The 21,952-nt window shown below is 66.2% G+C and carries 22 protein-coding genes and 2 tRNA genes; 13 read left to right on the top strand and 11 right to left on the bottom strand.

Annotation, left to right across the window (positions count from 1 at the left end; genetic code table 11):
- Window positions 1-2 precede the first annotated feature (2 nt).
- From FF090_RS11460 to FF090_RS11445, 4 genes are all read left to right on the top strand, one after another.
- Entirely contained in the window at window positions 3-3,299 is a 3,297-nt protein-coding gene (locus tag FF090_RS11460; RefSeq protein WP_246071571.1) for a UvrD-helicase domain-containing protein, read from the top strand.
- Window positions 3,300-3,331: 32 nt separating this feature from the next.
- Window positions 3,332-3,408 (top strand) — tRNA-Pro (locus FF090_RS11455).
- 91 nt (window positions 3,409-3,499) lie between these two features.
- Window positions 3,500-5,479, top strand: coding sequence for an OPT family oligopeptide transporter (locus tag FF090_RS11450; RefSeq protein ID WP_138856848.1), 1,980 nt, complete (start codon window positions 3,500-3,502; stop codon window positions 5,477-5,479).
- A gap of 73 nt (window positions 5,480-5,552) precedes the next feature.
- Window positions 5,553-5,629, top strand: a tRNA-Arg gene (locus FF090_RS11445).
- Window positions 5,630-5,633: 4 nt separating this feature from the next.
- On the opposite strand, the gene FF090_RS11440 is transcribed toward FF090_RS11445, so the two are convergent.
- From FF090_RS11440 to FF090_RS11425, 4 genes are read right to left on the bottom strand one after another with little or no spacing between them, the layout of a single operon-like run.
- The gene (locus FF090_RS11440; RefSeq protein ID WP_138856847.1) at window positions 5,634-6,506 is read right to left on the bottom strand and encodes a DMT family transporter; all 873 of its coding nucleotides are present in this window, start codon (window positions 6,504-6,506) and stop codon (window positions 5,634-5,636) included.
- Entirely contained in the window at window positions 6,503-7,078 is a 576-nt protein-coding gene (locus FF090_RS11435; protein WP_138856846.1) for a methylated-DNA--[protein]-cysteine S-methyltransferase, read from the bottom strand. Before FF090_RS11435 ends, FF090_RS11440 begins: the two co-directional genes overlap by 4 nt.
- On the bottom strand, window positions 7,075-8,502 hold the full coding sequence (locus FF090_RS11430) for an Ada metal-binding domain-containing protein (protein WP_138856845.1): 1,428 nt from the start codon (window positions 8,500-8,502) through the stop codon (window positions 7,075-7,077). The genes FF090_RS11435 and FF090_RS11430 overlap by 4 nt, the downstream gene beginning before the upstream one ends.
- A 28-nt stretch (window positions 8,503-8,530) precedes the next feature.
- Complete coding sequence (locus FF090_RS11425; RefSeq protein ID WP_138856844.1) at window positions 8,531-9,421, bottom strand: LysR family transcriptional regulator; 891 nt, start codon at window positions 9,419-9,421, stop codon at window positions 8,531-8,533.
- 60 nt (window positions 9,422-9,481) lie between these two features.
- Between FF090_RS11425 and FF090_RS11420 the strand changes: the two genes are divergently transcribed.
- The 3 genes from FF090_RS11420 to FF090_RS11410 are packed head-to-tail and all read left to right on the top strand — an operon-like array spanning window position 9,482 to window position 10,986.
- On the top strand, window positions 9,482-9,862 hold the full coding sequence (locus tag FF090_RS11420) for an HPF/RaiA family ribosome-associated protein (protein ID WP_138856843.1): 381 nt from the start codon (window positions 9,482-9,484) through the stop codon (window positions 9,860-9,862).
- An 11-nt stretch (window positions 9,863-9,873) separates the two neighbouring features.
- Window positions 9,874-10,575, top strand: coding sequence for a Bax inhibitor-1/YccA family protein (locus tag FF090_RS11415; RefSeq protein ID WP_138856842.1), 702 nt, complete (start codon window positions 9,874-9,876; stop codon window positions 10,573-10,575).
- A gap of 3 nt (window positions 10,576-10,578) precedes the next feature.
- Window positions 10,579-10,986: a TerB family tellurite resistance protein gene (locus FF090_RS11410; RefSeq protein WP_138856841.1), complete on the top strand. Its 408-nt coding sequence runs from the start codon at window positions 10,579-10,581 to the stop codon at window positions 10,984-10,986.
- Here the strand turns inward: FF090_RS11410 and FF090_RS11405 are convergent.
- Together FF090_RS11405 and FF090_RS11400 are read right to left on the bottom strand one after the other, a co-directional pair.
- On the bottom strand, window positions 10,973-11,716 hold the full coding sequence (locus tag FF090_RS11405) for a LytR/AlgR family response regulator transcription factor (protein ID WP_138856840.1): 744 nt from the start codon (window positions 11,714-11,716) through the stop codon (window positions 10,973-10,975). The genes FF090_RS11410 and FF090_RS11405 overlap by 14 nt on opposite strands.
- 20 nt (window positions 11,717-11,736) lie before the next feature.
- A complete protein-coding gene (locus tag FF090_RS11400; protein ID WP_175423622.1) occupies window positions 11,737-12,873 on the bottom strand; it encodes a sensor histidine kinase in 1,137 nt (378 codons plus the stop codon).
- 150 nt (window positions 12,874-13,023) lie between these two features.
- Between FF090_RS11400 and FF090_RS11395 the strand changes: the two genes are divergently transcribed.
- Together FF090_RS11395 and FF090_RS11390 are read left to right on the top strand one after the other, a co-directional pair.
- Window positions 13,024-14,412, top strand: coding sequence for a phosphomannomutase/phosphoglucomutase (locus tag FF090_RS11395; RefSeq protein WP_138856838.1), 1,389 nt, complete (start codon window positions 13,024-13,026; stop codon window positions 14,410-14,412).
- A 20-nt stretch (window positions 14,413-14,432) separates the two neighbouring features.
- Window positions 14,433-15,710, top strand: a complete 1,278-nt coding sequence (locus FF090_RS11390) for a 3-deoxy-D-manno-octulosonic acid transferase (protein WP_138856837.1) — start codon at window positions 14,433-14,435, stop codon at window positions 15,708-15,710.
- Here FF090_RS11390 and FF090_RS11385 read toward each other — a convergent pair.
- The 4 genes from FF090_RS11385 to FF090_RS11370 all read right to left on the bottom strand — a co-directional run bounded on the left by FF090_RS11385 (window position 15,682) and on the right by FF090_RS11370 (window position 18,506).
- Window positions 15,682-16,011, bottom strand: coding sequence for an energy transducer TonB (locus tag FF090_RS11385; protein WP_138856836.1), 330 nt, complete (start codon window positions 16,009-16,011; stop codon window positions 15,682-15,684). The two genes, FF090_RS11390 and FF090_RS11385, sit on opposite strands and share 29 nt — an antisense overlap.
- Window positions 16,012-16,037: 26 nt before the next feature.
- Window positions 16,038-17,588, bottom strand: coding sequence for a methyl-accepting chemotaxis protein (locus tag FF090_RS11380; RefSeq protein ID WP_138856835.1), 1,551 nt, complete (start codon window positions 17,586-17,588; stop codon window positions 16,038-16,040).
- Window positions 17,589-17,745: 157 nt separating this feature from the next.
- Window positions 17,746-17,949 (bottom strand): hypothetical protein, encoded by a 204-nt coding sequence (locus FF090_RS11375; RefSeq protein WP_138856834.1) that lies wholly within the window; start codon window positions 17,947-17,949, stop codon window positions 17,746-17,748.
- A complete protein-coding gene (locus FF090_RS11370; protein WP_138856833.1) occupies window positions 17,946-18,506 on the bottom strand; it encodes a sigma-70 family RNA polymerase sigma factor in 561 nt (186 codons plus the stop codon). Before FF090_RS11370 ends, FF090_RS11375 begins: the two co-directional genes overlap by 4 nt.
- 142 nt (window positions 18,507-18,648) lie before the next feature.
- Here FF090_RS11370 and FF090_RS11365 point away from each other — a divergent pair, with 142 nt between their 5' ends.
- From FF090_RS11365 to FF090_RS11350, 4 genes are read left to right on the top strand one after another with little or no spacing between them, the layout of a single operon-like run.
- Window positions 18,649-18,927, top strand: coding sequence for a BufA1 family periplasmic bufferin-type metallophore (locus FF090_RS11365; protein WP_138856832.1), 279 nt, complete (start codon window positions 18,649-18,651; stop codon window positions 18,925-18,927).
- Between the two features lie 3 nt (window positions 18,928-18,930).
- Window positions 18,931-19,776, top strand: a complete 846-nt coding sequence (locus FF090_RS11360) for an MbnB/TglH/ChrH family RiPP precursor modification enzyme (protein WP_138856831.1) — start codon at window positions 18,931-18,933, stop codon at window positions 19,774-19,776.
- A complete protein-coding gene (locus FF090_RS11355) occupies window positions 19,770-20,534 on the top strand; it encodes an HvfC/BufC N-terminal domain-containing protein (RefSeq protein WP_175423621.1) in 765 nt (254 codons plus the stop codon). The genes FF090_RS11360 and FF090_RS11355 overlap by 7 nt, the downstream gene beginning before the upstream one ends.
- 54 nt (window positions 20,535-20,588) lie before the next feature.
- Window positions 20,589-21,095 carry a DoxX family protein gene (locus FF090_RS11350; protein WP_246071394.1) on the top strand — a complete coding sequence of 169 codons (507 nt, stop codon included), beginning with the start codon at window positions 20,589-20,591 and terminating at the stop codon, window positions 21,093-21,095.
- On the opposite strand, the gene tolA is transcribed toward FF090_RS11350, so the two are convergent.
- Window positions 21,079-21,942, bottom strand: coding sequence for a cell envelope integrity protein TolA (tolA, locus tag FF090_RS11345; protein ID WP_246071393.1), 864 nt, complete (start codon window positions 21,940-21,942; stop codon window positions 21,079-21,081). The two genes, FF090_RS11350 and tolA, sit on opposite strands and share 17 nt — an antisense overlap.
- Between the last annotated feature and the right edge of the window lie 10 nt (window positions 21,943-21,952).

Raw genomic sequence — 21,952 nt, 5'->3', positions numbered from 1 at the left:
GTGTGACAAGCGATTCCAAGGGATTGAGTTTGGGTCTGAGTTTGGGCTACTGCATCGATGACGCGGCGGTGACGCCCGAGGCCTTCTATGCCGCCGCTTGCTCGGTGGATCGCTCGGTGGTGGTGGAGGCCTGTGCGGGTGCCGGCAAGACCTGGATGCTGGTGTCGCGCATGGTGCGGGCGCTGCTTGCAGGAGCGCAGCCGGACCAGATCGTTGCCATCACCTTCACGCGCAAGGCCGCAGCCGAGATGCGTGAGCGCCTCGACGACTGGTTGGCCGAATGGGCGCAGGCGGACGACGCCAGCTTGCAGCAGGCCCTGCAGCAACGCGGACTGACGGCGCCTCAGGCGCAGGACTTGCTGCCGCAGTTGCGCGGCCTGCAGGGGCGTTTGTTGGCGCAAGGTCAAGCGGTTGAGGTGCACACCTTTCACGCCTGGTTTGCCCAACTGCTGCGCGCGGCACCGGTCGATGTATTGCACCGCCTCGGCCTGGCCCCAGAGTTGCGGCTGATCGAGGACGCCAGCGAGCTGTCCGTGGCACTGGGGCGGCGCTTCCGGCGCCGTGTGATCCAGGCCGATGCGCTGCGTGAGGCTTATTTCCATCTGGTGCGCCGGCATGGGCTCTCGAAGCTGCGTGATTGGCTGGATGCCGCGCTGGAGCGGCGTGTCGAGTTGGATCTGGGTGCCGAAGCCGCCGGGCGCAGCGTGCCCGCACCTTCGAGTTGGCAGGAGGATCCCATCGCGGCTTGGTCCGCGCTGCGACCCCTGATGGAAGCCGCAGCCCGGGGCCTGGGGCAAGGCAAGGCCACGGCGCAAAAGGTGGCGGCGGGACTGGTCGATGCCCTGCTGTGCGATGAAGCCGAAGCCGGCTTTGCGGCCGCAAGGGCCGCCTTGTTCACTTCCACCGGATCGGTGCGCAAGCTGCCCGAAGCCAGCGCATCGGCCGAATGGCGCGATGCGGTTGCGGCCTTTGAGCAACTGCAGGCCGATCGCGAGCAATGGTGGGCCCACCAAGACCACCAGGCCTTGCTGCAGCTGGCCCAAGCCCAGGCCCAGGAATTCGCGGCGCTCAAGCGCGAGCGGGGTTGTATCGACATGGGCGACCTGGAGCTGGGCGCTTGCACCTTGCTGGGAGATCCGGTTCAAGCCGGGTGGCTGCAGCAACAGCTGGATCTGCAGGTGCGGCATCTGCTGATCGATGAGTTCCAGGACACCAGTCCGCTGCAGTGGCAGGCCCTGCAGGCCTGGCTCAGTGCCTATGCAGGGTCGGGCAGTGGGGCGGCACTCAGTGTGTTTGTGGTGGGCGACCCCAAACAGAGCATCTATCGCTTTCGTCGCGCCGAACCTCGGGTCTTCCATGCGGCGGCTGACTTTGTGGTGCAGGGTTTGGGGGGGCTGCGCCTGAGCTGCGACCGCACGCGTCGCAACGCGCCGGCAGTGCTGGACTGCGTCAACAGGGTGTTTGAGCCGCTGATGCGCGGTGGAGCTTTCCTAGGCTTTCGACCGCATCAGGGCGCCTCTCAAGATCCGATCGGTGCGGTGTGGACCCTGGATGCCCCGCCGGCGCAGGCCGAAGGCGAAGAAGAGATGGGGGAGGAGGCGGAATCGGCCTGGCGCCCCAGCCTCGAACAAGCCCGGCAGGGTGCAGAGGTGCAACGGCGTGCGGCTGAGGGGCGGCGGGTGGCGGCCTTGGTGCAAGACCTGTTGCAACGCGATGCCCTGGCGCCCACGGACATCATGGTGCTGGCGCGCAAGCGCGATGCGCTGGCCGCCGTGGCGGCTGGACTGCGCGAGCGTGGCATCGCCCACGAGACCCCGGAGTCCCAGGCGCTGATCGATTGCCCCGAGGTGTTGGATCTGCTGGCGGTGCTGGATGTATTGGCCTCGCCGGGCCACGACCTGGCCTTGGCCCGGGTGTTGCGTAGCGCGCTGTTCGGGGTGGATGAATCGGCGCTGCTGGGGCTGCAGGCAGCTGCGGCGGCGGCAGGGCAGTCCTGGTTGACCAGTCTGTTGGCATTGCCGCCAGCGCAGGCGCAGGCCTTGGGCCTGGCACGGGCCCAGCAACTCATGGGGGCATGGTGGCAGGAGCTGCGGCACGCCTGTGCCTTCGAGGCCCTACAGCGCGTGCTGACCGAGGGCGAATTCAAGGCCCGGGTGGCGGCGCGTCTCAGTCCGGCGGTCCTGTGGCCGCGCTGGGCTGCCATCGATGCCCTGCTGGATCAGGCCTTGAACCTGGACGGCGGGCGCTACTGGAGCCTCTATGGCTTTGTGCGTGCCCTGCGCCAGCGCCCGCTGGTGGTGCCTGTGCGGGCCCATGGGCAGGGGGTGCAACTGCTGACCATTCACGGCGCCAAGGGTTTGGAGGCGGATACGGTGATCCTGGTGGACGCCGATGCGGCACCCGCACGGGCGCAGTCATCCACCTTACTGATCGACTGGCCGGTGGAGGCGCCCGGGCCGACCACGGTGGCCTTCTTGGCCAGTGAGTCGCGCCCACCTCCGCAGCTTCAAGCGGCGATGGACGAAGAAATGGCCCAGCGCCGGCGCGAGGAGCTCAATGGGCTCTACGTGGCCCTGACCCGTGCGCGGCGCCAGTTGGTCGTCAGCCGGACTGCGGCTCTGCGCGGCGCCAACTCGGCCAGCGCTTGGAGCCTGCTGGCGCACCTGCCGCCCTGGCCACATCCCCTGCCCGAGGCACAGCTTGCGCATGCGCTGGAGCGGCCGCCGCTGCCTTGCCTGCCGCCGCCAGGGCCCCAGTCGAGCGGCGAGCCGGCCGCCCGGCCACAGGCTTGCGGGCAGGCCGAGGACCCGCGCTCGGCCCAGTTGGGCGAGGCCCTGCACAGGGTGATGGAGTGGGCCACGCAACCCGGGGCGCAGCGTGTCGAATTGGCCCAGTGGCTGGCTGCGGCGGCGCAGATGTATGGGCTGGACGCGCGGGCCCAGCAGAGTTTGGCGGACTGGGTGAAGGGCCTGCTCGGCAGCGAGGCGCTGGCGCCGTTCTTGGACCATGCCGGTCTGCTCTGGGCGGGCAACGAAGTCGGACTGGTTTGGCAGGGGCAGGAGATTCGCTTGGATCGCCTGGTTTGCCGAGAGTGTCAGGGTCGGCGTGAAGGAGGAAGGGAATGGTGGGTGCTGGACTACAAGCTGCACCCGGCGCCCGCCACGGTGCCGGAGTACCAGTTGCAGATGGAGCGCTATGTGCGGGCCGTCCAGGCCCTCGAGCCTGCGGACGCGGTGCGCGGCGCTTTCATCAGCGCAGATGGGCGTTTACACCCGTGGCCGGCGATGGAAACGGTGTGAAGCAAAACTGCGCCTAGAATGCGCGGTTTCGTCGGGGTGTAGCGCAGTCTGGTAGCGCATCTGCTTTGGGAGCAGAGGGTCGGAGGTTCGAATCCTCTCGCCCCGACCAAAACTTCTTATCGTCGCGTTTCCATCTAGAGGACCTTTCGGTCCTCTTTTTGCATGCGCGCTTGTCACCCCGGATAAACCCTGAGGACGAGATGGCCCTCTTGCACCTGACGGACGAACAAGTCCAAACCTGGAGCCGCGAGCAAAAAGACCGCTGGTGGCTGGAGAACGTCTACAAGGCCGATATGGCGCAGCTGACCCTGCGCTCGGGCCTGACCGGCTTCCTGCTCGGCGGCATCTTGTCGGCCACGGGCCTCTACATCGGCGCCAAGACCGGCATCGGCATCGGCGTCGGCCTGACCTCGGTGATCCTGGCCTTCGCGCTGTTCCGGGCCATCGCTGCCAGCGGCATGGCGCGTGACTACACCATCTTGGAAAACAACTGCACCCAGTCGATCGCCACGGCGGCCGGCTACGTGGTCTCGCCGTTGTTCTCCAGTCTGGCCGCCTACATTCTGGTGACAGGGGTCATCCCGACCTGGTGGCAGCTGATGATCTGGATCTTTGTGGTCTCGGCCATCGGTGTGCTGCTGGCCTTCCCGATGAAGCGCAAGTTCATCAACGAAGACCAGGCCCCGTTCCCCGAAGGCCGCGCTTGCGGCGTGGTGCTGGATTCCCTCTATCACGGCGAAGGCAGCGAGGGCGTGTTCAAGGCCAAGCTGCTGGGTGTGGTGGGTGGCCTGACGGCGCTCTACCAGGCCCTGGCCAGCGATGGCTGGATGAAGCTGGTGCAGTTCAAGATCCTGATGCTGGACAAGTGGGCCGGCGTCAAAGAGGTCTGGCACTTCCATGAGCGCCTCGATCACTACTACTACCAGTGGGCGGTGAAGGCCGAAGGCTGGATTCCCAGCATCTTGGGCACCGACATCCGCCAGTTGGGCCTGCGCTTCACGCTGGACGCCGCCATGCTGGGTGTTGGCGGCCTGATGGGCATTGCCGTGGCTGCCAGCTGCATGCTGGGCGCTTTCATCAACTTCGTGGTGCTCGCGCCCATGATGATCCAGCTCGGCGACATCGCACCGCGCATCGCCGCCAATGGCACGGTTATTCCGCTCAACCGCGGTGAGATCGTCAACCAGTGGTCGCTGTGGTGGGGCGTGACCATGATGGTCGTCGGCGCTCTGGTGAGCCTGGCCGCCAAGCCCGAGATCTTCACGGCCGCTTTCAAGAGCCTGGGCAAGAAGCAGGACAAGCAAGGCACGGACGTGCTCAAGGACATCGAACTGCCGCTGTGGATCAGCTATGTCGGTGTGCCGGTGTTCTCGGTGCTGGGTGCTTATGTCACCCATGCCTTCTTCGGTGTGCCGTTCTGGATTTCGCTGGTCTCCCTGCCGCTGATCTTTGTGCTGACCCTGATCTGCACGAACTCGATGGCGCTGACTTCCTGGACCCCGACGGGCTCTATGGCCAAGATCACCCAGTTCACCATGGGTGCCATCGACCGCAGCAACCCGGGCTCCAACCTGCTGCCCGCGGCCATGACCTCGGAGATCGCCTCCAATGCCGCCAACCTGCTGTCGGACATCAAGCCCGGCTACATGCTGGGCGGCAAGCCGCGCCACCAGGCCATCGGCCATGTGATCGGCAACCTGGCGGGCGTGCTGTTCTGCGTGCCGCTGTTCTTCCTGCTGTTCCTGCCGGAAGTGAATGGCGTGCGCTCGGTCAGCACCATCGTCAGCGACCAGTTCGCGATGCCTGCTGCGCTGCAGTGGAAGGGCGTGGCCGAGATCATCGCCAAGGGCCTGAAGGGCCTGCCCGAGTCCGCCGTGATCTCGATGGCCGTGGCGGCTCTGGCTGCTGTGGTGATCGAGGTGCTGCGCGTCAAGACCAAGGGCAAGTTCCCGCTCTCGGCCGTGGCCATCGGCCTGGGTGTGGTGCTGCCGCCGGAGTCGGTGCTGGCCATGTTCGTCGGCGCGCTGATCTTCTGGGCCATGGGTCGCAAGCACAAGGACCCCGCCAGCAAGGGCCATCGCGTGTGGGTGGAAGGCCTGGAGCCGATCTGCGCCGGCCTGATCTCGGGCGCCGCGCTGATGGGTATCGGCAACGCCATCATCAACGTGCTCTTGGCCTGATCTTTGGCCTGATCGAGGAATCGAGCAAGGCACAATGCGAAGGGGCTCTACGGAGCCCCTTCTTCATGGAAGACCGACGGTAGCTCAACTGGATAGAGCAGCTGCCTTCTAAGCAGCAGGTCGGGGGTTCGAGTCCCTCCCGTCGGGCCAGTTCTTAGCGTCTGGGCCATAAGCCCAGCGCCAGCGCCGTGCCAGCCAGCACGAGCAGACCGCCGCCCAGCATCGACAGCGTCAGCGCCTCGTGCAAGAAGACGGCGCCCCAGATCACCGCAAAGACCGGAATCAAAAAGGTCACCGTGACGGCCTGGGTGGGGCCGATGCGATGCATGAGCCGGAAATAGAACAGATAGGCCACTCCGGTGCACAGCAGCGACAGGGCCAGCAAGCTGAGCCAGGCGCTGGGGCTGGGCGTCGCACTGGGCCAGGCCCACAGGCCGAAGGGCAGCAGACACAGGCTGGCACCCAACTGGCTGCCGGCGGCCACCGCCACCGGGGGGACATCGCCCAGCCAGCGCTTGGTGGCCACCGCGCCGATGGCGTAATTGAGCGTGGCCAGTGCGCAGGCCAGCACGGCCAGGGTCCGGGTCTCGCCCTCCAGGCTGGCGCCGGATTTCGCCAGCACCAGCCAGCTCACCCCGGCAAAGCCCAACGCCAGGCCCAGGACGCGCCAGGGGCCGGGCCGCTGCCCCAACCAAACCCAGGCCACCACTGCCCCCCACATGGGCACGGTGGCGTTCAGGATGCTGGACAGCGCAGTGGGCAGATGCAAAGCCGCATAGGCATAAAGGGCAAAGGGCAGGGCGGAGTTCAGGAAGCCGGCCGCCAGCAGGGCCGAGCCCTTGCCGCGCCAGCTTTGCAAGCCATGGCGCCAGGCCAGGATGGGCAGCAAGAGCAAGGCCGCACCCGCCACGCGCAGGAAAGCCAGGGTCAACGGCCCGAACTCGGGGCTGGAGAGGCGCATGAAGAGAAAGGACGCGCCCCAGATGGCACCCAGCAGCATCAGGTCGAGGAGGTCGCGCGCCTTCATGCGGGGGTCCCCAAGAGGCTGAGTTGGCGGGCGTCGCTGCCCATTGAGTTCTCGCGATAGGCCACGCCCTCCCAGTCGAGTAGTTGGCGTTTCATCGGGAGGCCACCGGCATAGCCAGTCAGGCTGCAGTCATGGCCCAGGACGCGGTGACAGGGGATCAGCACACCGATCGGATTGCGTCCCACCGCCGCCCCCACGGCCCGGCTTTTTTTGGGATCCCCCAGGCGCCGCGCCAACTCGCCATAGCTGGTCCAACGGCCGCGCGGAATTTGCAGCAGCAAGGCCCAGACCCGCTGCTGAAACGGGGTGCCTTGCGGGTCCAGGGGTGGCAGAGCCGGGTCAGCGTTCAAGCCGGCCCAATGATTGAGCAAGGCTTGGGTATGGCGGAACCAGGGGTGATCGGGTTCGTCCGGCAGGGTCTGCCAGCCCGGGTGGTGGGCCTGCTCGTCATGCCACAGGCCGGCCAGACCGGCCGCGGTGCGGCGCATCAAGGTCGGGCCAAAGGGGGTGTCAATGCGGCATTGGCCAACGAATTGGCCAGAGAATTGGCCCGTACGTGCGCTGCGGTTCATGGGGTGGCATTCCAAATTTGCAGCACGGCATAGCTGCGAAAGGGGGCGCTGAGCTCGGGTGCGAGCGCGGGCTGGTTCTTCAGGGCGTTCTTCAGCACCACATCGCCGGGCAGGAAGCGATCGGGCCAGGGCCAGCCGCGCATCAGTAAATAGGCGGCCGTCCAGGGGCCGATGCCGGCCAGCTGGGTGAGTTCCTGCTCCGCGGCCAGGGGATCGCCACGGCGCTGTGCAAACGCGAGGTTCGGCCAGGCCTGCGCCAGCCCCACCAGGGCCTGTGCGCGCTTGAGCGGCAGCCCCAGGGCGGCCAGGGCTTCGGCGGGCACCACGGCCAGCTCGGCTGCGCTAGGCAGGCGCGCCGTGATCTGCGGGCCCAGGGCTTCGCCCGCAGGCAAGGGCGCGCCGAAGCGCTCCACCAAGCGCGTGGCCAAGGTGCGCGCAGCCGCCACCGTCACCTGTTGGCCGAGGATGGCGCGGAGGCCCAGCTCGAAGCGATCCGGGCAGCCGGGTAGGCGCAGGCCCGGTACGGCCTCGATGCCTGCGGCCTGCAGCCGCTCTTGGATGGCCGTGGGGTCGGCGTCCAGGTCCAACCAGGCCCGCACGCCGGCTCGAACGGCTGCCGGCGCCGTCCACAACAGGGGCGAGAGCGTCAGCTCGACACGATCCCGGTTGCAGAACTGCAGCACCAGGCTGCCCCAGCGACCGTCGGGCAGGGGCCAGGCCCGCTCGATCCGGCCCTGCGCTTCGTCGACAGATTCAACGCCAGGGACGGCGCGTCGCGCCAGGAAGCGCAGCAACTCGGCCACGGCGTAGGGGGGGCGGTAGCCCAGCTCCAGGCGTGCAGCGCCGGAGCCGGCGCGCCGGCCGTTGCGCAGGGCCAGCGGGCTGAGCCGGTAGTGCTGTGTGAAAGCGGCCTGAAAGGCGCGGGTGCTTCCAAAGCCGGCGCGGGCGGCCACTTCACCGACGGGCAATCCGGTGTCCGTGAGCAGGGCCTTGGCCAGCAACAGGCGTTGGGTCTGCTGGTACTGCAGCGGGCTCACTCCCCAGTGCGACTGGAAGATGCGACGCAAGTGACGGTCGGTGACGCCGAGCTGTTCGGCCACGGCCGTCATCGGCAGATCCAGGCCGCCATCCAGGCGCTCGCGGGCGGCCTCGGCCAATTGCTGGCTGGCCACCAGGGTGGAGAAGGCGCGCGGCGCCAACTCAGGCCGGCATTTGCGGCAGGGGCGGTAGCCCGCTGCTTCGGCGGCTGCGGCGTGCTCGTAGAAGCTGCAGTTCGCGGCCTTGGGCGTGCGCACGCGGCAGACCGGACGGCAGTAGACGCCGGTGGAGCTGACGCCGACGAACCAATGCCCGTCGAAGCGCGGGTCGCGTGCGGTCAGGGCGCTGTAGCAGGCTGTGGGGTCCAGGGGCCGGAGGGCATTCATGCGCCCCATTGTGGGCGTCTGCTGGCGCTCAAGCTGCTGTTTCCGGACCTGTTGCTGGTTGCATCAGTCGCTTCACCAAGGGGTGGTGCACCACGCGCTCGGTGCTGAGCGCAAAGAACTCCTCCTGCACGTCATCCAGCGCGCCGATGCGCTCGACGCCATAGCGTTGGCGCAAGTCGTCCTGCACCCGGTCCACGGCCGGGAACAGGCCCAGTCCGCTCGCGCCAAAAGTCTTGAGCAGCGCGCTGTCCTGGAACTCCCCCACCACCTGCGGGCGCAGGCCGTGGCTCGCAAACCAGCGATCCACTTGCATGCGCACGGCCGCGTGCGGGCTGGGTAGCAGGACAGGCAGCTCTCCAAGGCTGTGCGGGAAACGGTCACGCGCGCGCTCGGCCCAATTTGGCGTGCCCCACCAGCTCAAACCCGAACTGCCCAATCGGTGCGCGTACACCTTCAGGTTGGGGTTCGGGCCGGGCAGACGATCGGTCAGCACCAGATCGAGGCGATGCAAGGCCAGGGCCGCGAGCAGCGCTTCGGGCCGATCCTCCAAGCACTGCAGGCGCAAGCGCGGCTCATTCAAGATGGGGGTGAGCAGGGCATGTACCAAAAGCTTGGGGAGGCCGTCCACCAGCCCGACGGCCAGGCGCAGGATGGGCTCGCCATCGGCTTCGCGTACCAGCTCGGGCAGGCGCTCTCCCAGACGAAACATCTCATCCGCCTGCCGCCAGGCGGCCTGACCGGCGGGCGTCAGCGCCAGCCCCCGTCCTTCGGGCCGGAACAAGGCTGCGCCCAGGCTGCGCTCCAGGGCACGCACTTGGCTGCTGATGGTCTGCACCGCCACGCCCAGGCGCTCGGCGGCGCGCGACATGCTGCCCTCGGTGGCCACGACCCAGAAGTAGTGCAGGTGGTTGTAGTTCATGTTTTATCGATCAAACGATTCGTGATTCTCTGCTTTATTCGAATTGATGGCGGCGGCACCATGGCCTCACCCCGTACGGAATGGGGACAAGAGGACGACATGGAAATTCAGGTGATTGCCCGGGGCTTCCCGGTGAATGGCCAACGTCTGCGGGCGCGTCTTGCGCAGCAGTTCTGGCGTCTGGGTGAGAGCGTGGCGCGCATCGAACTGCGGCTGGCGGATTTGAATGGTCCACGCGGGGGCACCGACAAGGAGTGTCTGCTGCAGCTCCAGACTCGGACGGGCCAGCATGTGTGCGCGCACGCGCGGCACAGCGAATGGGGTGTGGCCTTGGCGCAGGCGACGCAGCGACTGCAGCGTGGCCTGCGTCGCCTGCTGGAGCGGCGTCGTCGTGCAGTGCGTACTGGCCTGGCCGGGCGCGATCTCTTGTCTGATTCTTGAAGGGAGCTGTCGTGAACCATCTTTCGAACGACACAAGGGCCTGGGGGCAGGTCGCACGGTCCGCTTCGGTTGGGCCGGCCACGCTGGCACCGCCCGTGCACAGGGTGCTGCGCAACACCTATGCGCTGCTGTCGCTGACCTTGCTGTTCTCGGCCGGGGTAGCCGCTGCCGGCGTACTGCTTGGTTGGTCACACCCCGGGCTGGTGCTCAGCCTGGTGGGCACCTTGGGCCTGTTTTTTCTGGTGCACAAACTGCGGAATCGGGCGGCGGCCATCCCGGCGGTCTTCGCCCTCACCGGCTTCCTGGGATATTCACTGGGGCCGGTGCTGGGGCAGCACTTGGCCCTGCCGGGCGGGGCCCAGACGGTGGCGCTGGCCTTGGCGGCCACGGGCTTGATCGTGCTGTCGCTGTCCGCCTATGCCCTGGTGAGCCGCCGCGACTTCTCGGCCCTGGGCGGCTTCCTGATGGCCGGCATGGTGCTGGCGTTGCTGGCCGGGCTGGCGGCCGTCTTCTTCGAGATCCCGGCGCTGTCCCTGGCCGTCGCAGGCGCGGTCGCGCTGTTGTCTGCTGGCTTGATCTTGTTCGAGACCAGCCGAATCGTGCAGGGCGGCGAGACCAACTACGTGATGGCCACGGTGGGCCTGTATCTCTCGATCTACAACCTGTTCAGCAGCCTGCTGGCCTTGCTGGGCTTTGCCAACCAAAACGAGTGAACCATGCGCAGCTACCCGATGAACAGTCCCCAGGCCGCGGCCCGCATCGTGGCCCTCACTTTGATCAGCGACGGAGTGGCCAGTCCCAGCGAGTTCGAAGCCCTGGGGCGGATGCGCGCTGCCGAACGTCTGGGCCTGAGCGCTACCGAATTGCTGCAGGTGCTGCGCGAACTCTGCGAGGACCTTCTGACCCCGCAGGCCTCGCAGTGGCAGGGGGCGGTCGACAGCCATCTGCTGCCGGCGCTACTGGACGAGGTGCGGGACCCGGCGCTGCGTGCGCAGGTGCTGGCGCTGTGTGTGGCGGTGGCAGAGGCCGATGCGCATTTGAGCGATGGAGAGGGGCGCCTGCTGGCGCTTACCGCCCATCACTGGTCAGGCGCGGTTCGCGCCGCCAGTGCTACATGGCCTTGAAGCGCGCCACATAGGCGCGACTCACGGGCAACTCGCGGGCATGGCCGTGAAAGCGCACGAAGAGCCGCGAGTTGTCATCGCGCCGCGTGCCACTGAGGTGGCTGACGTTGACGATGGTGGACCGGTGCACCTGCCAGAAGGTCTCGGGGTCCAGCAGCGTCAGCAGCTCGGCAATCGGCGTGCGGATCAGGTGCTCGCCCTGGGCGGTCTGGACGACGGTGTATTTGTCGTCGGCGTGGAAGTAGAGGATGTCGGCCACGGCGATCTGGTGTGTGAGCTCGCCCTGGCTGGCGCGCACAAAGCGCAGCGGGGTGCCGACACGCGGGGCCAGGCTTTGCAGCGCCTGATGCAACTGCTGATCGGTCTCGGCTTGCGGCAGGGCTTCGCGCAAGCGGGCCACGGTGCGCTCCAGGCGCGCCAGTTGCAAGGGTTTGAGCAGGTAGTCCAGCGCGGCGGCCTCGAAGGCGGGCAGGGCGTATTCGTCGTAGGCGGTCACGAACACGACGCGCGTGTCCCCTTCTATGCCCTGCGCCACTTCCAGTCCGGTGAGGCCCGGCATCTGGATGTCGAGGAAGGCGAAATCAGGTTGCTGGGCTGCAATCTGCTGCGCGGCTTCCAGACCGTTGCGGGCCCGGGCCACGATTTGTAGCTCGGGCCAGGCCTGGCCCAGCAGGGTTTCCAGGTGGCGGATCAGATGCGGTTCGTCGTCGGCAATCAGGGCGGTGGGCATGGACGCTTCAGTTTGATGCTTCAGTTTGATGATTGAGTTTGATAGGGCAGGGCGATCAGGGCCTCGGTCCCGCGCGGCAGGGCGGCGTGCAATTGCAGTGTTCCTGCTTCGCCGTAACGGCTCTTGAGGCGTTCCCGGATATTGTTCAGCGCCACGCCATGGCCCTTGCGGTCGCTGCGGCGCGGGGCCTCCAGGCCGCGGCCGTCGTCTTGAATCTGAATCCGCAGGGTGCCAGTCTCGACCGTGGCCTTGATACGCACCGTACCGCCCTCGACCTGGCACTCCAATCCATGCTGGATGGCGTTTTCCACCAAGGGCTGCAGCAGCAGCGGCGGCAGCAGGGCCTGGCGGGCCGCGTCGTCGGCTTCGATGTGGAACTGCAGGCGCTCGCACATCCGCAGTTGCATCAGGCGCAGGTAATGCCCCACCAGCTCCAACTCTTTGTCGAGCGAGACCCGCTCGGAGCGCATCGACAAGAGGCTTGCGCGCAGATGGTCGGTGAAGGCATCCAGCAGTTCGCCGGCGGCCCGGGGCTCGCAGTCAATCAGGCTGCGCACATTGGCCAGGGTGTTGAAGAGGAAGTGCGGTTCGATCTGGGCCTGCAGCAGGCGCAACTGGGCCTCCTGGGCCTGACGCTTGAGTTGCTCCTCGCGCCATTCCTGCCAGGCCCAGAGGCTGGCGATCACGCTGATGAAGGCAGCCAGCACCAGAAAACCACTCCAGCTTTGGCTGGGCTGCCAGCTGACATGCTGCATGCCAGGCAAACCCCCGAGCAGCAGCCTGGACAGCATGACCCCCAGGCCCACGCAGGCCGTGATGCTCAGTCCAAAGAAGGCGCCGACCGCCAGGGTGGGTTCCCCATTGCTCCAATCGATGAAGCGCTGGGGTGCAAAGTGCTCGATGAGGCTGAAGACGCTGTGCACCACCAGGCCAATCACCAGGGCCACCGCAATGAAGGGCAGGGCGGACTGCTGCCAAAAACTCAATGAGTTCCACTGCCGGCCCAGCACACCCGCAATCACCATGAAGCCCAGCCCGAAGCCCAGGCTGTAGATCAGGGTCAGCAGCCACAGGGCCCAGGCCGGTGCGGGCCGGTGCTTGCGCAGCTTGAAGAAGTCCTGTTGCGCCAGGCGCAGGGTGGGGAGCAGGGATGACATGGCCGCGCACTCTAGCCAGTTGCACCGGCTCATCCGCGGGCGCGCGACCAATCGACAGCGATTGCGACCAATCGACGAAACGCCGCAGTAACTCGCTGCAGGCGGGCTCCCTACAATCCCGCGCCTCAAAAGAAACAAGGTTCACACACCATGCAAGTCGACGCGACCATCTTCAAGGCCTATGACATCCGCGGCATCGTGGGCAAGAACCTCGATGAGAAGCTGGCCGAGCACATCGGCCGCGCCTTCGGCACCGAGGCCCGGGCGAAGGGCGAGAAGGCCGTGGTGGTGGGTCGTGATGGTCGTGTTTCCGGCCCCAAGCTGGCTGCGGCCTTGATCCGTGGTCTTCGCTCCACTGGGGTGGATGTGGTGGACATCGGCATGGTCACCACGCCGATGACCTATTACGTGGCCGCCACGCGCGGCAAACACGGTTGCAATAGCTGCATCCAGATCACTGGCAGTCACAACCCCAAGGACTACAACGGCTTCAAGATGGTGCTGGCCGGCCACGCCGTGTTCGGGGAGGAAATCCAAGGCCTGCGTCGTCGCATCGAGGCCGAGGACTACGCCAAGGGCAAGGGCCGTGCTGCGCAGATGGATATCCAGGCCGAGTACCTGCAGCGCATCGTCAGCGACTGCAAGCTGGCGCGCCCGATGAAGGTGGTGGTGGACAGCGGCAACGGCATCCCTGGCGCCTCGGCCCCGGCCATCCTGCGCGCCATGGGCTGCGAAGTCATCGACATCTACTCCAAGGTAGATGGCGACTTTCCCAACCACCATCCGGACCCCAGCAAGCTCGAGAACCTGGAAGACCTGAAGAAGATCGTGCACGCCTGCGACGCCGAGCTGGGCTTGGCCTTTGACGGTGACGGCGATCGACTGGGCATCGTCACCAAGGACGGCAAGGTCATCATGCCGGACCGCCAGTACATGTTGCTCGTCAAGGACGTGCTGACCCGCGTACCTGGCGCCGAGATCATCTTTGACGTCAAGTGCACGCAGCGCCTGGCGCCCTGGATCAAGAAGCACGGCGGCCGTCCGCTGATGTGGAAGACCGGGCACTCGCTGGCCAAGGCCAAGATGAAGGAAACCGGCGCGCCCATTGCCGGTGAGCTCAGCGGCCACATCTTTTTCAACGAACGCTGGTACGGCTTTGACGACGGCATGTACACCGCCGCACGCATGCTCGAAATCCTGAGTCGCGAGAAGGACCCGAGCAAGCTGCTCAACAGCTTGCCGGATTCGGTCAATACGCCCGAGCTGAACGTGCCCTGCGCAGAGGGCGAGCACCACGCCGTGGTGGCCAAGCTGCTGGAGGTGGCGAAGTTCCCCAACGCCAAGGAAGTCATCACCATCGATGGCCTGCGGGTTGAGTACAAGGACGGCTTCGGCCTGATCCGCGCCTCCAACACCACGCCAGTGCTGGTGTTGCGCTTCGAAGGGCACACGCAAGAAGCGCTGGAGCGTGTGCAGGCCGAGGTGATGGGCGAACTGCTCAAAGTCAAGCCGGACGCGACCACGACCGCTGGGCATTGAGCCCCAGGCCGTTGAGCCCCATGCCCAAGGCCCTCGCGCTGGGTCTGTGGGGCTGGGCCATGCGCCTGGCCACGCCCATTTTGTTGCTGCGTTGGTGGCGACGGGGTCGGGTCGAACCGGGTTATCGGCAGGCGCTGTCGGAGCGTCTGGCTTGGTACTCAGGCCCGGCGCCCGGCGCCGGCTGGTTGTGGCTGCATGCCGTCAGCTTGGGCGAGACGCGCGCGGCGGCACCGCTGATTGCAGCGCTGCGCGAACGTGAGCCGGGTCTGAGACTGCTTCTTACGCACACCACGGCCACCGGCCGGGCTGCGGGTGCCGAGCTTTTGCGCGCCGGCGATGCCCAGGCGTGGCTGCCCCTGGACACACCGGGTGCCACGCGTCGCTTTTTCGCCCACTGGCAACCGCGTCAGGGCGTGCTGATGGAAACCGAGGCGTGGCCCCAGTTGTTGGCGGCGGCACAGGCCGCCGGGGTGCCAGTCGACTTGGCCAATGCGCGCCTGAGTGAACGTAGCCTGCGCAAGGGGGAGCGCGCCCCGGCGCTATTGGGCGTGGCCGCTGCGCGCTTGCGCGCGGTGTTGGCTCAGACCGAGGCCGATGCCCAGCGCCTGCGTCGCATGGGCTGCCCGCAGGTCGAGGTGGTGGGCAATTTGAAGTACGACCTCGCGCCCAATCCGGCATTGCTGGCGCTGGCCGGCCAGTGGCGTGCGCTGCTGGGCGAGCAGGGCTTGGTGTTGGCGGCCTCCACGCGCGAGGGGGAGGAGGCGCTGCTCCTCGCGGCCTGGCAGCAATTGCCGGCGCCGCGCCCGCGGCTCTTGATCGTGCCTCGGCACCCACAGCGTTTTGATGAAGTGGCAGCCCTGATGCCGGGCGTGGCGCGCCGTTCGCGCTGGGGCCCGTCCGGTCCCGATGCCCAGGCGCTGAGCAGCCCCTTGTGGCTGGGCGACTCGATGCGCGAGATGGCCCTCTATTACGCGCTGGCCGATGTGGCGCTGTTGGGCGGCAGTTTCGAGGCGCTGGGCGGGCAGAACCTGATTGAGGCGGCGGCCTGTGGTTGCCCTTTGCTGATGGGACCCAGCACCTTCAATTTCGCGGAGGCGGCGGAGCTTTCTCTGGCTGCCGGCGCGGCACGTCGGGTGGCCGATGCCCAGGAGGCGCTGCGCCTCGCTCAGCAGCTTCTGAATGAAAAAGCCGCCCTGGGCCAAATGGCGCGGGCGGCTGCTGAATTTGCCGGCGCCCATCGGGGCGCGGCGGCTCGCATGGCCGAGCGGCTTATTCCTCGTTGCGATAGACCAGCTTGATTTCGTGGGTCTCTTTTTGACCCGAGCCCTCGAACTTCCAGCCCTTCAGGGCCTCGATCGAAGCCTTGTCAAAAACCCGCTTGGGTTCGGCTTCGACGATTTCCACTTCCAGCACCGAACCATCAGGGCCGATGGTCAGCTTGGCCTTCACCGAACCGGCATTGACCCCCTTGCGCGCGGCTTCGGCCGGAAACTCGGGCGGCACCTTCTTGATGACTTTGGGTGCAGCCATGGCCGTGCTGGCGCCCAGGATCAGGGCAAGGGCGAGGACCTTGGCGTTTGTGCGAGCAAACCAACTCATTGCAGGGACTCCTTGAATCTGCGGATTTAGTTCTGGGTACGGAAGTAAGCCACGGCCTCCAACAGCCGGGCTGAAGAGCCGGTGAGGGCTTCGGTGCTTTGATTGAGTTCGCTCACCAAGCTGGCGTTTTGCTGGGTGCTGCGGTCCAACTCGTTCATGGCCTGGTTGACCACCGCCACACCGCCGGCTTGTTCCTGGGCCGAGAGCGAGATCTCTTCGATCAGCTGGCCCATGTTGTTGACCTCGTCGACCACCGAGCGGATCGTGTTGCCGGCGTTGTTCACCAGCGAGGTGCCGTTCTCCACCTTGACGGTGGATTCGCTGATCAGCACTTTGATTTCTTTGGCGGCATCGGCCGCGCGGCTGGCCAGCGCGCGCACCTCGGAGGCCACGACGGCAAAGCCACGGCCATGTTCACCGGCGCGCGCCGCTTCGACGGCCGCATTCAGCGCCAGGATGTTGGTCTGGAAGGCGATGCCATCGATCACGCCGATGATGTCGCCGATGCGGCGTGAGCTGGCGCTGATCTCTTCCATGGTGGCCACCACACGGCCGACCACCTGACCGCCGGTGGAGGCGGAGCTTCGGGCCTGGGTGGCGATGCCGGCTGCCTTGCGGGTCAGCTCGCTGGCGCCGCTCAGATTGGCGGCAATCTGCTCCACCGAGGCGGCGGTGGTCTGCAAATTACCGGCGGAGCGCGAGGTGCGTTCGCTCAAATCCTGGTTGCTGTGGGCAATGGCATTGGCGTTGTCGGCCACTTCGCTCGCCGCGGCATTCACGCTGGCCAGCACACCTGAGAGTGCAGATTGCATCTCCTGCATCGAGGTCAGCATCTGGCTGAGCTCGTCCTGACCCTGAACGCGGATCTCATGCGTCAGGTCGCCGCTGCGAATGGCCTCGGCGGCGGCGCGCGCGGTTTCCACCGGCTGCACGATGGTGTTGGCAATCGCCCAGCTGCCGCCGACGCCGATGACCACCGCCACCAGCAGCAGGCCGATCGTGATCAGCTTGGCCGAATTGGCCACGGCCGAGCCTTCCTCAGCCAGGCTGCGGGCGCTCTCAAACTGGAGGTCCACCATGCCTTTGAGGCTCTCTTGGTAAGCGGCCTGCGCGGGGCGGATGTCGCCGATCAGGCTCTCGCGTGCCTCGTCCGGGCTGCCATCCTTTTGGATGCCGCGGAACTTGGCGACGGCGGCCATCAGCTTGTCCTTACGCTCCTTCATCTGGGCCAGCAGCGCGCGCTCCTTGTCGCTGTCGACGCGGCCTTCCAGGGCGCTGAGGAGCTTGTTGCTTTCCTCGATGGCGGTGTCGATGGCCGCTTGTTGCTTCTTGATTTGATTGGCTGCGTCCAGCAGCAGCAGATCGCGGGTGGCGCGGGCAATCACGCTGATTTGGTCTTCTGCGCCTTGCACTGCCTCAATCTTCACCAGGCTGATGTTGGCGGTGCGGTCCAAATCCTTGGCCAGGCGTGAGGCGCTGTTGGCGCCATAGATGCCGATGCCAACCAGCAGCACGATCAACAGACCGAAGCTCAACCAAAGGCGGTGGCTGATGCGCATCTGACGAAGAAAGCTCATATCTCGATCCCGCAGTCAAGGGGTGGGCAAGGACAAGAGGCAATGCTAGCGGTCAATCAGCGCCCGCCGCCTGGGGGCCTGCCCTGAGGGCCGTGCGGCAGTGACGTTTGCCGCAATGTAGCGGGAGATTGCGGTCGCCTGTAGGCGGCCGGATGCTTCAATCTTTGGGCGGCGTTTCGCCGTAATGGCGCCAGCGTGCGCTGGCCGCGGAGAGTAGGCGCATCTGCCCTCGAAAGTTGCTGCAGCCGCGGCACATCATCAGGTGCAGGCGCAGTTGCAGGGCCTGCCAGGCTGGCAGGGCTTCATGCTCGCTGCGCACCACCTGCAGCGAAATTTCCTTGCAGCGCCCCAAGCCCATCATGCGGAGTGCCCCGGCTGACCAAACCAATTGAGCTGCAGGCATTCACGCAAGCGCAAGCGCGCGCGGTGCAGCATCACCCAAAGGTTGGTCGGCGTGATGCCCAGTTGCTTACAGATTTCGTCGGTCTCCAACTCCAGCCACTCGCGCATCATGAAGAGCCGCCCCTGTTGGCCGGGCAATTTTTCGGCGCAAGCTTCCAGCACACGGAAGAACTCGACCTGGCCCAGGCTGCGTTCGGGGTCGCCCCAGTCCTGCGGGGTGTCGCGCCAGTGGCCGTCGGCGGCAAAGAGATCGTCCTCGATGGATTCGGCGTCGGCGCCCGTGGTGCTCATCTCTTTGCAGTTGCGACGGATCTGGTCGACCAGCTTGTGCTTGAGGATGCCGATCAGCCAGCTGCGCAGCTGGCTGCGGCCGGCAAAGGCCTGGGGCTTTTCCAGTGCGGCCAGCAGGGTCTCGCTGACAGCGTCTTCGGCCCAGGCCGCATTGCGCAACTGCAGTTGCGCGAACTTCAGCAACTGCGGGCGCAGGGCCTCCAGTTCTTGGGCAATGGCGTGCATGGGCTTGAGGGGCGGCGGTGGTCGACTGCGGGCCGGCAGTGTAAGGATGCGCCCAGTTCAACGACTGATGCCCATCTTCAACGAAGATCGCGTTGCGCAGACTCATTCGAGCAGCGTGTCCCTTTTCCAATCAGGAGTGAACATGCAACAGAACAAGCGTTTGGTGTTGGCGGCCTTTGGCGCTGCATTGAGTCTGGGCCTTGTGGGGGCCGTGCAAGCGCAGGACAAGGCCAAGGAGAAGTGTTTCGGCATCTCCAAGGCCGGCCAGAACGACTGCGCCAACCTCAGCGGCTCGCATTCTTGCGCCGGCCAGTCCACGGTGGACAACGCGCCGGATGAGTGGAAGTACGTTCCCAAGGGCCAGTGCAAGGCCATGAAGGGCATGAGCCCCGAAGAAGCCAAGGCCAAGATCAAGAAGTAAGTCATGCCGGGTGGCGTGGCGCTGTGCGGCATTGGCTGGCGCCACCCGCACCATGAAGAGCTGCTGAGGCGGTTCCCCGAACTGCCCTTCATCGAGGTGCATTCGGAAAACTTCTTCGGTGCCGGTGGTGCCGCGCTGGCTTTGCTGCAGCGCGCCGCCGAGCACTATCCCGTCAGCCTGCACGGGGTTGGCCTGGGCCTGGGTTCACAGGCTGGGCTGGATACCGAGCATTTGCGCGCACTGCGTGCACTGTGCGCGGCCGTGCCACCGCTGCGAGTTTCTGACCACGCCTGTTTCGCGCGGGTGGCGGTTGAGGGCACGCACCTGCATGCGGCGGATCTGCTGCCCATCGCTTTTACCCGCAGCAGTCTGGATTTGTTGGTGGATCAGGTTCAGCAGGTGCAGGATGCCTTGGCGCGGCCGATTGCGGTGGAGAACCTGAGCGCCTATCTCCACTGGTCTCAGAGCGACATGCCCGAGCCCGAGTTTTTCAATGAGTTGGTGCGGCGCAGTGGCTGTCAGTTGCTGCTCGATCTGAACAATTTGATGGTCAACGCGCACAACCGCGCCGAAGCCGATGCCTTGCAGAGTTGCAAGGCCTGGGTCGATGCAATCCGGCCTGGCAGCGTGGCCGAGATCCATTTGGCCGGCTACACCGAGATGCCCGATGGCTTGGCCATCGACGACCATGGCAGCGCCGTACGGGAGCCTGTGTGGGCCCTGTACCGGCATACGCTGGGACGCCTAGGGCTCCTGCCCACCTTGGTGGAGTGGGACACTGAATTGCCCACTCTGGATCGCTTGCTGGGCGAAGCCGCGCGCGCCGATCGGGAAGCGGCGCAGTGCTGAGTCCTCAGGCCCAGCTGCAGCAGCTCATTTGGGGCGAGGTGCAGCCCGACTTGGGGCGATGCTTGGCCGATTTGGGGTTGCAGGGCTTGGGGGGGCACACCGCAGAGCGTGCTTTTGCGGCCTATCGGGAACACGCCAAGGCTTTGAGTGTGCGTGCCCTGGGAGCCGCATTCCCGCGGCTTCAGTCCTGGTTGGGCGCGGCGGACTTTGCCGGGCTGGCCTGGGCCTTTGCGCGGGCGCATCCGCCTGAGCTGGGCGATGTGGCGCAATGGGGCAGGCGGCTGCCCGAATTCTTGGCCCAGCTGCCGCAGATGGATGCATTGCCCCTGGCTTTGGCGCTGCTGGACTGGGCCCTGCATCGGCTCGAAGCGGCCGCCGACGAAGAGCAGTCCCCCGAACTCGTATCCCGGCTTCAGGCCGGTGAGGTGGACCGACTGCGCCTAAGCCAGCATCTCGCAGTCATTGAGTGGCCTGAAGTGCGGTCCGAAGACTGGCTTGCCTTTGAGCATGACCCCGCGGCTGTGTCACTTGACTTGGGCAGTGAGCCTGCCGATGGTCCCGCCCTGGTCTGGCGACAGGGCTTGCGCCCGGTTTGGGCGCGGGTGCCGCAGATCTGGGTTGATCGTCTGACGGATTTGCGCGAAGGCTTGGACTTGGAGGCCAGCTTGATGCGCGCCGAGCAGCAAGCACCGGGCTGGGACGCAGGACCTTGGTTGCTGGTGGCCCTGCGCGAGGCCTGGATCTTGGGGCCGGCGTAAGGCTGGGCCGCTGGCTCCGACCAAGCTTCATTCTTTCGAACAACAGGCCTTGCCATGAACCCTTCCTTCCGCTTCAAGTCGATGGCCGCCGCTGCGCTGGCGTGCGCAACCGACGCTGGCGTCGTGCCCAGCCGCCTGCCGGCTTGGCTGCAACGGCCACTGCTGGGCTTGCAGTCGGTGGCGCTGCTGGCCGCCCGGCTTTTTGTGGCCAAGGCCTTTTTTCTCTCCGGCTTGACCAAGCTGCGCGACTGGGACATCACCTTGGCGCTGTTCCAGGATGAATACCAAGTGCCCTTGCTGTCACCGGAAGTGGCGGCCTATGCGGGAACGGGGGGTGAACTGGTACTGCCGGTGCTGCTGGCGCTGGGTCTGGGTGGCAGGTTCGCGGCAGCGGGGCTCTCGGTCGTGAATCTCGTGGCGGTGTTCAGCCTGAGTGAAATCGCCCCGGCCGCCCTGCTGCAGCATCAGCTCTGGGGCGTCTTGCTCTTGGGGGTTTTGCTCTTCGGCGCCGGGCGGCTGAGCTTGGACGCCTTGATCGGCCGCTTTACTCGTTCGGCCTGAACACCAGGACCAGGGACGCGGGCACGCGGCCGTCGGTGTCGCGCGGCAGGCGTTCGGTCTTTTCAATGGCGCGCAGCACGGCCTGATCCCAGGTGGCATGTCCGCTTGGCTTGAGCAAGCGGCTGGACAGAATCAGGCCATCAGGAGCGCAACGCACCTCGACCTCCGCCTGAGGATTGCCGCTTACGACCTCGCTGAACACGATGTTGGGCCGCACACGGGCCTTGATGCGCCCCGCGTAATTGGCGCTGGGGCCGCTGCTCTGAAGTGCGGTGCCGCTGCTTTGTGGCCCACCGCTGGCACCCGCCAGACCCTGAATGCGGCGCAGGTTTTCCTGGCGCTGGGCCTCGCGGCGGGCTTCTTCTTGGGCCTGTTGGCGTTTGGTTTGTTCGGTCTTCTGCTTTTCTAGCTTGGCCTGCTCCTGTTTCAGGCGTTCGGCCTCGGCGGCCTTTTTGGCTTGTTCCTTCTTGAGCAGTTCGGCTCGTTCGCGGGCCTCGACCTGTTCGCGGCGCTTCTTTTCGCGCTCGCGTTCGATGGCGATCTCGGCATCGCGCTGAGCTTGCTGTTGGGCTTGCTGTTGGGCTCGGTCTGGCTCCGGCCGGGGTTGAGGCTTGGGGTCGGCCTTGGGCTCGACTTTGGGCTGCGGCTCCGGTTCAGGTTCCTGTGCTCGCGGGGCGGCCGCTTGCGGGATGGCGGACCATAGTTCGGCTTCCAACGCCGGTTCGGCATGGCTGCGCCAGTCCAAGCCTGCTTTCAGCGCCAGCAACAGCAGGCCGTGGGCCAGCAGTGCCATGCCGGCACCACGCCACAGGCCCACAGGGGACTCGGGCCGAAGGGAGGGAGCCATGGCCGCCATC

Origin of the sequence: Inhella inkyongensis, assembly GCF_005952805.1 — a bacterium.
In the GTDB taxonomy this organism is placed as follows: domain Bacteria; phylum Pseudomonadota; class Gammaproteobacteria; order Burkholderiales; family Burkholderiaceae_C; genus Inhella; species Inhella inkyongensis.
This window is presented reverse-complemented; position numbering and strand designations above follow the sequence as displayed.